A 7590-nucleotide genomic window follows, 5' to 3' on the forward strand; every position below is an offset into this window, starting at 1 on the left:
CCTGGCGCGGCCCTGGGGCCACCGGCCCCGGCCCGCCCTTTCCGGGAGGAAACATCATGACACCACGCCGGGTCTTCCATGGGCAGCGCGGCCTCATCACGGCGATCTTCTTCGCCAGCCTCTGCCTGAACGTTCTGGTGCTTACCGCGCCGATCTACATGTTGCAGCTGTTCACGCGGGTGATGTCCTCGGGCAGCCTGTCGACGCTGATCGCGCTGACCGTCGCCGCCGGCATCGCGCTGGTCTTCTTCATGATCTTCGACGCGCTGCGGGCGCAGTTGCTCACCCGTCTCGGCAACCGGATCGAGGCCGATATCGGCCCGGTGGTGCTGGGAGCGGTGGTGCAGGGCAATGGCGGCGGCGGGCATGACACCCAGTCGGTGCGCGACCTGCATGAGGTGCGCGCCTTCGTCATGGCGCCGGCCTTCACCGCGCTGCTGGATGCGCCCTGGTCGATCCTGTTCCTGGCGGTGATCTACATGTTCCACCCGCTGCTCGGCGTGGTCGCGACCGTCGGCCTGGCGATCCTGTTCCTGCTGGGTGTGCTGAGCGAGCTTACCGGGCGGGTGCCGGCAAAGGCGGCGTCGGAATCGGTGCGCCGGTCGAACATGACCGCCGACGAGGTGCTGCGCAATTCCGAGATCGTGCGCGCCATGGGCCGGACCTCGGTGCTGGTGTCGCGCTGGCAGCGGCAGTCCTTTGCCGCAATCGCCACCGGCACCCGCGCGCATGACCGCATGTCGCGCATGTCGTCCTTCGCCAAGATGGTGCGCATGGCGCTGCAGATCGCGGTGATGGCCACCGGCGTCTGGCTGGTGCTGCAGGGCGAACTGGCGCCGGGGATGATGATCGCCGCCTCGATCCTGCTGGGCCGCGCTGCCGCGCCGGTCGAACAGTCAATTGCCGGTTGGCGCGGACTTCTGGCGGTGCGTGTCGCGGTGCAGCGGCTGAACGATGTGCTGGCGGGCAACCGGGTGCAGCAGGCCAAGATGGACCTGCCGGCCCCCACCGGCCGGCTTTCGGTGCAGGAGGCCACGGTGGTTTCGCCGGCGCGGCAGGATCCGCTGTTCTTCGACATCAGCTTCGATCTGCGCCCCGGCGACTCGCTGGGGCTGTTCGGGCCTTCGGGCGCCGGCAAGACCAGCTTCGTGCGGGCGCTGGTCGGGCTGCAGCCGCTGACGCGGGGGCACATCCGCATCGACGATGCCGCCCTGCAGGACTGGCCCGAGGAACAGATCGGCCGCCACATCGGCTTCCTGCCGCAGCGGGTCGAGCTGTTCGACGGCACCATCGCCGAGAACATCGCGCTGATGGATGCCGAGGCGAAGCCCTCGGACATCGTCCGCGCGGCCAAGCGGGCGCGGGTGCACGAGCTGATCCTTTCGCTGCCCGGCGGCTATAATGCGCCGGTCGGTCCGAACGGCGATTTCCTCTCGGCCGGGCAGCGCCAGCGCATCGGGCTGGCGCGCGCCTTCTATGGCGATCCCTGCCTGATCGTGCTGGACGAGCCGAACGCCAACCTCGACCCCGACGGCGAGGAGGCGCTGGCGGATGCCATTGCCGAGGTGACGGGCATCGGCGCGGTGGTGGTCGTGGTGTCGCACCGGATGAACGTGCTGAAGGCGGTCAACCATATCGCGGTGCTGGAGCGCGGCCGCATGGTGCGCTTCGGCAAGGCCAAGGCGGTGTTCGAGAAGGACAACGTGCTGCCGATGACCGGCCGCGTCTCGACCGACGCGGCCAAGATGCCGCCGCTGGATCCGGGGCAGCCGGTCGGTGACCGCATGGGCGTGAAGGAGGCTTCGCAATGAGCACGGCGCTGGACATCCGCAAGGGCACCGAACTCTCGCTGCCGAATACGCTGCCGCAGTCGGGCGCCATCGCGCTGGCCCCGCCGACCCGGATTATGCCGCTGGTGCTGGGGCTGATCCTTGCCACCTTGCTGTTCTGGGGCGGGCTGGTGTTCTGGGCGGCCTGGACGCCGATCGCCAGCGCGGTGATCGCGCCGGGGGCCTTCAAGGTCGAGGGCAGCCTGCCGGTGATCCAGCACCTGGAAGGCGGGCTGGTGCGCAAGGTCAACGTCCGCGAGGGGGAGCGGGTCGCCGCGGGGCAGGTGCTGCTGGAGCTGGCGGATACGATGCCGGGGGCGCAGGACCGTATCCTGGCGAACCAGCTGGTCGCCGCGCTGGCGCAGGATCAGCGCCTGGCGGCCGAGTTCCGCGACGATCCGGAGATCACCATGTCGGACGAGTTGCGCCGCTTCGTCGCCAGCGATCCCTCCTTCGCCGAGATCGTGCAGACTCAGACCGAGCTGTTCCAGTCCAACAACGCCATGTGGCAGGGGCAGTTCTCGATCCTGAGCGACCGTTACTCGGACCAGGAGAACCAGCTGGCGGGGATGAATTCGCGGCTCGACGCGCTGAACCAGCGGCTGGCCATCGTCCAGGACGAGTTGAACGGGCTGGAGAGCCTGTTTGCGAAGAACCTCATCACCAAGGACCGGCTGCTGTCGCGGCGCGACGCCGAGGTGGCGCTGATCGGTGACGTCAACGTGCTCTCCGCCCAGATGGACGGGCTGGAAGAGCGCATGTCGGAAACCCGCGAGCGGATGCTGCAGGTGAAGCGCGACCGCGCCCGCGCGCTCTCGGAGCAGCGCCAGCAGGTGAAGTCGCTGCTGTTCGACATCCGCCAGCGCATCATCGCCAACGAGGACGTCCGCCGCCGCCTGCTGGTGCGCGCGCCGGCGGCGGGCCGGGTGATCGACCTCGGCTTTACCGCGCCGGGCGAGGTGATCCGCCCCGGCGAGGACATTCTCAAGATCGTGCCGGAGGGCGCCTCCTACGTGGTGGAGGGGCAGATCCGCCCCGAGGATGTGGACCAGGTGCAGGAGGGCGACAAGGCTCGGGTGCGGCTGACCGCCTACAACTTCCGCACCACGCCCCCGGTCGAGGGCGAGGTGAGCTATGTCTCGGCCGACAGCTTCACCGACAACCGCACCGGGGGCACGTTCTTCAAGGTGCATGTCCGCGTCTCGGACCATGCGCTGGACAATCTGCCGGGGGTCGAGATCGCGCCGGGGATGCCGGCGCAGGTGATGATCGCCACCGGCGAGCAGACGGTGGTGAATTACCTGATGGGCCCGATCATCCACGGGATCGAGACGGCCATGCGGGAAAGCGACTGAGGCTTTCCGATACCTTCATGCCAGACCAGGCCGTGGTCATTTGCGGGGGAATTCCCTGCAAATGGCCGCGCATCGTTGTGCAAGTCAAAACAAGGGGATGGGTGGCGTCACTTTATCCCTGAATGGGGGCAGAGGATTGGCCGAAATCAGCGTCAACTCTCATCATGAGCACGTTCCCTGCTCGTGATCCTGGCCGGCCAGGGCCGGCTTTCAATGTCTCGGGGAGTGGGAATTCGACCTGAGAGTTGTTTTTCAGTGGAGAGAATACAATGTCTGATAGAAACGATGTGGCCTACGACAATTGGGGCGAATGCGATCCTAACCAGGACCCCCCCTATATTGAACCGCCAGTTCTCCAACTGGGTGACGATGACAACGTCGGCACGCTGACGTCCGATTTTGACGCCGATCACGTCGAGGCCGGCAAGGGCAACGACAGCATCTTCGGCAACGCGAATTTCAACTACATGGACGGCGAGCAAGGCGCCGACAGCCTCTGGGGCCTGGATGGCGACGACTACATCCTCGGCGGTGAGGACGACGACTTCATCTGGGGCTATGACGGGGATTTCAACTATCTCGGCTACCCGGTGTCCGACGATGACTACCTGAACGGCGAAGGCGGCAATGACTGCCTGTGGGGCGAATACGGCGACGACGACATGATCGGCGGCTTTGGCTCGGACGCCATGTGGGGCGGCGACGGTGCGGACGTGATGTCGGGCGACGACGCCACGGTCGACATCGACAAGTCCGGCGATGGCAACGACTGGATGGACGGCGGCGCCGGCGACGACTGCATGGACGGCGAAGGCGGCGATGACGTCATGTGGGGCGGCACCGGCGAAGACCTGATGCAGGGCGGTTCGGGCAACGACCGGATGGCCGGTCAGAGCGAGGCCGACCGCATGGCCGGCGGCCTGGGCGACGACCTGATGCTGGGCGGCACCGGCGACGACGAGATGTTCGGCGACGTGCGCATCGGCCTTGGTCCGAACCTGAACTATGGCACCGATACCACCAAGCATGGCGACGACTGCATGTATGGCGGCGACGGCAACGACGAGATGGACGGCCAGGGTGGCAACGACTCCATGTTCGGCGGCAACGGGCGCGACCTGATGTTCGGCGGCCGCGGCCATGACCAGATGAGCGGCGGCGAAGGCAAGGACACGATGAACGGCGACGCCGGCAGGGATCTGATGCGCGGTGGCGGCGGGTCCGACATCGTCGACGGTTCGGCCGGGCACGACATCATCTTCGGCGACAACGGCAATATTGCCGGTCTCGACAAATACGACTGCGAGGAAGACTGGACCTGCCACAATATCTCGTTCGGCGGCCAGCCGGCCAAGCATGACGGCCCGGTTCCCGTCGCCGAAGCGCCGGAAGGCGACAGCGAAGATATCGGCAACGACATCCTCACCGGCGGCAGCGGCAACGACTGGATCTTCGGCGAAGGTGGCAACGACCGCCTCTATGGTCAGCGCGGCCACGACTTCGTGTCGGGCGGCGAGGGCGACGACAAGGTCTGCGGCAATGCCGGCAACGACACGCTCGCCGGTGACCAGGGCAACGACCTCATCCGTGGCGGCAGCGGCAACGACAGCGCCTATGGCGGCACTGGCGCCGACCGGATCTACGGCGACGACGGCGACGACATGCTGAAGGGCGACGACGGCTGGGACCGCATCTGGGGCGGTTCGGGCGACGACTGGATCGAAGGGAACAACGACAACGACGTCCTCTACGGTGACAGCGGCAACGACATCATGCAGGGCAACGCCCACGACGACCAGATGTGGGGCGATGATGGCAATGACATCATGTTCGGCGGCCATGGCCTGTCCGACCTCGATCTCAACCAGGACGGCATCTGCGAGGACTATTCGCCGCGGCCGGAACTCTCTGCGCCCTATGACTGCGAAAACGGCCCGGACGTTTCGCGCGAAGCCAAGGAAGACGAGGCCGACCAGATGTGGGGCGGCTCGGGCAACGACATCATGTTCGGCCAGGAAGGCGGAGACTCGATTTCCGGCGACTCCGGGAATGACGTGATCTTCGGCGGTGTCGGCAACGACTCCATCTCGGGCGGCACCGGCAACGACACGCTGTTCGGCGAAGAAGGCAACGACAATATCTCCGGCGGCGACGGCGACGATTTCCTTGGCGGCGGCGTCGGCAACGACACCCTGAACGGCGGCGATGATGACGACTACATCCTCGGCGGCGAAGGGGACGACGACCTGACCGGCGGCGACGGCAAGGACGTCTTCTTCTCGGACCTGACCCTGTCGTATGACGGCGAGGAGTATTCGTTCAGCTCCAACGACGGCACCGACATCATCCGCGACTTCGACTTCAACGAAGACCAGGATGTCATCGGTTTCCGCGTGACCGTCGATGAATCGGCCGAAGGCACCCTGGGATCGACGGTTGCGCAGATCCGCACCAAGATCTTCGAGCTGCTCGACGACCAGGCGGTGGTGACGGAAGGCAATGCCGGCGTCGGCACCTCGGCGGCGGATACCACCATCCAGATCGGTGGCCACACCATCATCCTGCAGGACGTCAACTGGCAGGATGTGACGGCCTTCGACATCCCGGCAACGACCTTCTCGTCGCTGGGCCAGGACTCGAACCTCAGCGGCGGTGTCGGCATCAACGGGACGGCAAACGGGCTGGACTCGGGCGGCTATACCGCCATCGCCTCCTGGGACCAGGCCAACGACATCTACTGCCCGGAACTCCCGGAGGTCGAAGACTGGTATTGCCACGTGACCGGCGTGAACTGATCCGCCTCACGTAACCGAACGGGTTGCCAATGGCCCGAGCCATCTGGCAATCCGGCGCCCCGATCCCGCTTTCCCTGCAGATCCCCCCAACTGGGTTCCTGCACGGGGAAAGGGGTCGGGGCGCACCTGTTTTGGGCCCGCGCTATTCCTCGGGGGCGGCGCGGCTCAGCAGGTCGCCGTCCTTCTGATCCCTGCGCTCGGCCTCGACGATCCGCGACAGCTCCTTCTCGGCGGTGGCGCTGACCTCCTGCGCCTCCATCTCGGGGGGCGGACCGGCCTTCCCCGGCGTGCCGCCCGGCCCGCGCGCGCCTTCCGAGACGATGCGGTAGGTCGGTTCCGGCATCGGCACGCCGCCGGCCTTCAGCGCCAGCAGGCAGAGCCGCGCCGCCTCGCTGCGGGCCAGCTGGAAGCTGGTCTCGTGCTGGGCGATCCAGCCGGCCACCCGCACCGTGACGGTATGCGTGTCGAGCGTCTCGATCCAGACCGAGGGCGCGGGATTGGCGAGGGTGAAGGGCAGGGCGGCCACCGTCTCGAGCACGATGGCCTGCGCCCGCGCGAGATCGGCGTCATAGCCGATGCCGAAATCGACGAGGAAGCGGCGCTCGTCGTTGCGGGTGAAGTTGACGATGCGCGACTTGAAGACGGTGGCATTGGGGATGCGGATGTGGTTGCCGTCATAGCTCAGCAGGATCGTCGCGCGCGAGGTCAGGCGGATGACCTTGCCCTGGTCGCCGTCGATCTCGACCGTGTCGTTGGGCCGGAACGGCTGGCGTACCGAGAGCAGCACCGAGGCGATGAAGTTCTCAACCGTGTCGCGGACGGCAAAGCCGATGGCGAGGCCGACGATCCCCGCCGCGCCGAGGATGGTCGACAAGAGCGCCGTCGCCCCCAGCAGGTCGAGCGCCACCACCACGCCGGCGATGGCAAAGACCAGCCGCACCGCCTGGCGGTAGATATCGGCGATGAAGAGGTTCGGCGCGATCCGGTCCCAGGGCCGCTTCAGCCCGGCCAGCAGGAAGCCGGTCGCGGTGATCAGGGCAAAGACCACGATGGCGATGGAGAGCAGCGGCAGGATCGTTACGAATTGCACCAGCCGGTTGCGAAAGCGCTGCACCGCCGGGTTCAGCCGCTCGACCACGTCGGTGGTCTCGTGCACCTCGTTGCGGATCGCCACCACGCCCTGCACCCGCCGGGTGATCTCGTTCAGCCGCGCCGCCGCGGCCGCGTCCAGCGTGGTGCCGCGCAGGGTGACGATGCCCGAGGAGACGGTGACCGTGACATCGCCGTAGCCGTCGAGTTCGCCCAGGATGTCACGGATGCGCACGGCGATGGCGGCGTCCTGCTGGGCACTGTCCTCGACGGTGATGGTGCCCTCGGGCTGGGCCGCCTGCTGGGCGAGGCCCGCCAGCGGCAGCAGCGCGAGGAGCAGGGCGAACATCAGGCGCATCGAGATTTCCCGTGACAAGACCGTCCGGCGATGATGACCCGCCCGGCGCACTGCGGCAAGCGTCAAGCCGCGCCGCGCGCCCCCGGCTTCTCTTCTTCATAAATATCTCCGGCAACTGTATTTTCTCACGCCGTTGCGGCGAAGTCGGTGCCGTCGCGGATCAT

4 protein-coding genes are annotated in these 7590 nt (G+C 66.9%); 3 read left to right on the forward strand and 1 reads right to left on the reverse strand.

Features of this window, described 5'->3' with window-relative positions:
- Nucleotides 1-56 precede the first annotated feature (56 nt).
- From IE266_RS22665 to IE266_RS22675, 3 genes are all read left to right on the forward strand, one after another.
- Nucleotides 57-1811 carry a type I secretion system permease/ATPase gene (locus IE266_RS22665; protein WP_189682416.1) on the forward strand — a complete coding sequence of 585 codons (1755 nt, stop codon included), beginning with the start codon at nt 57-59 and terminating at the stop codon, nt 1809-1811.
- Nucleotides 1808-3184 (forward strand): HlyD family type I secretion periplasmic adaptor subunit, encoded by a 1377-nt coding sequence (locus IE266_RS22670; RefSeq protein ID WP_189682417.1) that lies wholly within the window; start codon nt 1808-1810, stop codon nt 3182-3184. The genes IE266_RS22665 and IE266_RS22670 overlap by 4 nt, the downstream gene beginning before the upstream one ends.
- A 269-nt stretch (nt 3185-3453) precedes the next feature.
- Nucleotides 3454-5979 (forward strand): calcium-binding protein, encoded by a 2526-nt coding sequence (locus IE266_RS22675; protein ID WP_189682418.1) that lies wholly within the window; start codon nt 3454-3456, stop codon nt 5977-5979.
- Between the two features lie 142 nt (nt 5980-6121).
- Here IE266_RS22675 and IE266_RS22680 read toward each other — a convergent pair whose 3' ends face one another.
- Nucleotides 6122-7426 (reverse strand): mechanosensitive ion channel family protein, encoded by a 1305-nt coding sequence (locus IE266_RS22680; RefSeq protein ID WP_189682419.1) that lies wholly within the window; start codon nt 7424-7426, stop codon nt 6122-6124.
- Nucleotides 7427-7590: the final 164 nt, after the last annotated feature.

The organism is Seohaeicola zhoushanensis (genome assembly GCF_014656415.1).
GTDB lineage: Bacteria > Pseudomonadota > Alphaproteobacteria > Rhodobacterales > Rhodobacteraceae > Seohaeicola_A > Seohaeicola_A zhoushanensis.

Excerpts from the sequence above, each read along its gene's own strand:
- IE266_RS22665 (WP_189682416.1), top strand. The coding sequence starts at position 57 with ATGACACCACGCCGGGTCTTCCATGGGCAGCGCGGCCTCATCACGGCG.
- IE266_RS22670 (WP_189682417.1), top strand. The coding sequence starts at position 1,808 with ATGAGCACGGCGCTGGACATCCGCAAGGGCACCGAACTCTCGCTGCCG.
- IE266_RS22675 (WP_189682418.1), top strand. The coding sequence starts at position 3,454 with ATGTCTGATAGAAACGATGTGGCCTACGACAATTGGGGCGAATGCGAT.
- IE266_RS22680 (WP_189682419.1), bottom strand. The coding sequence starts at position 7,426 with ATGCGCCTGATGTTCGCCCTGCTCCTCGCGCTGCTGCCGCTGGCGGGC.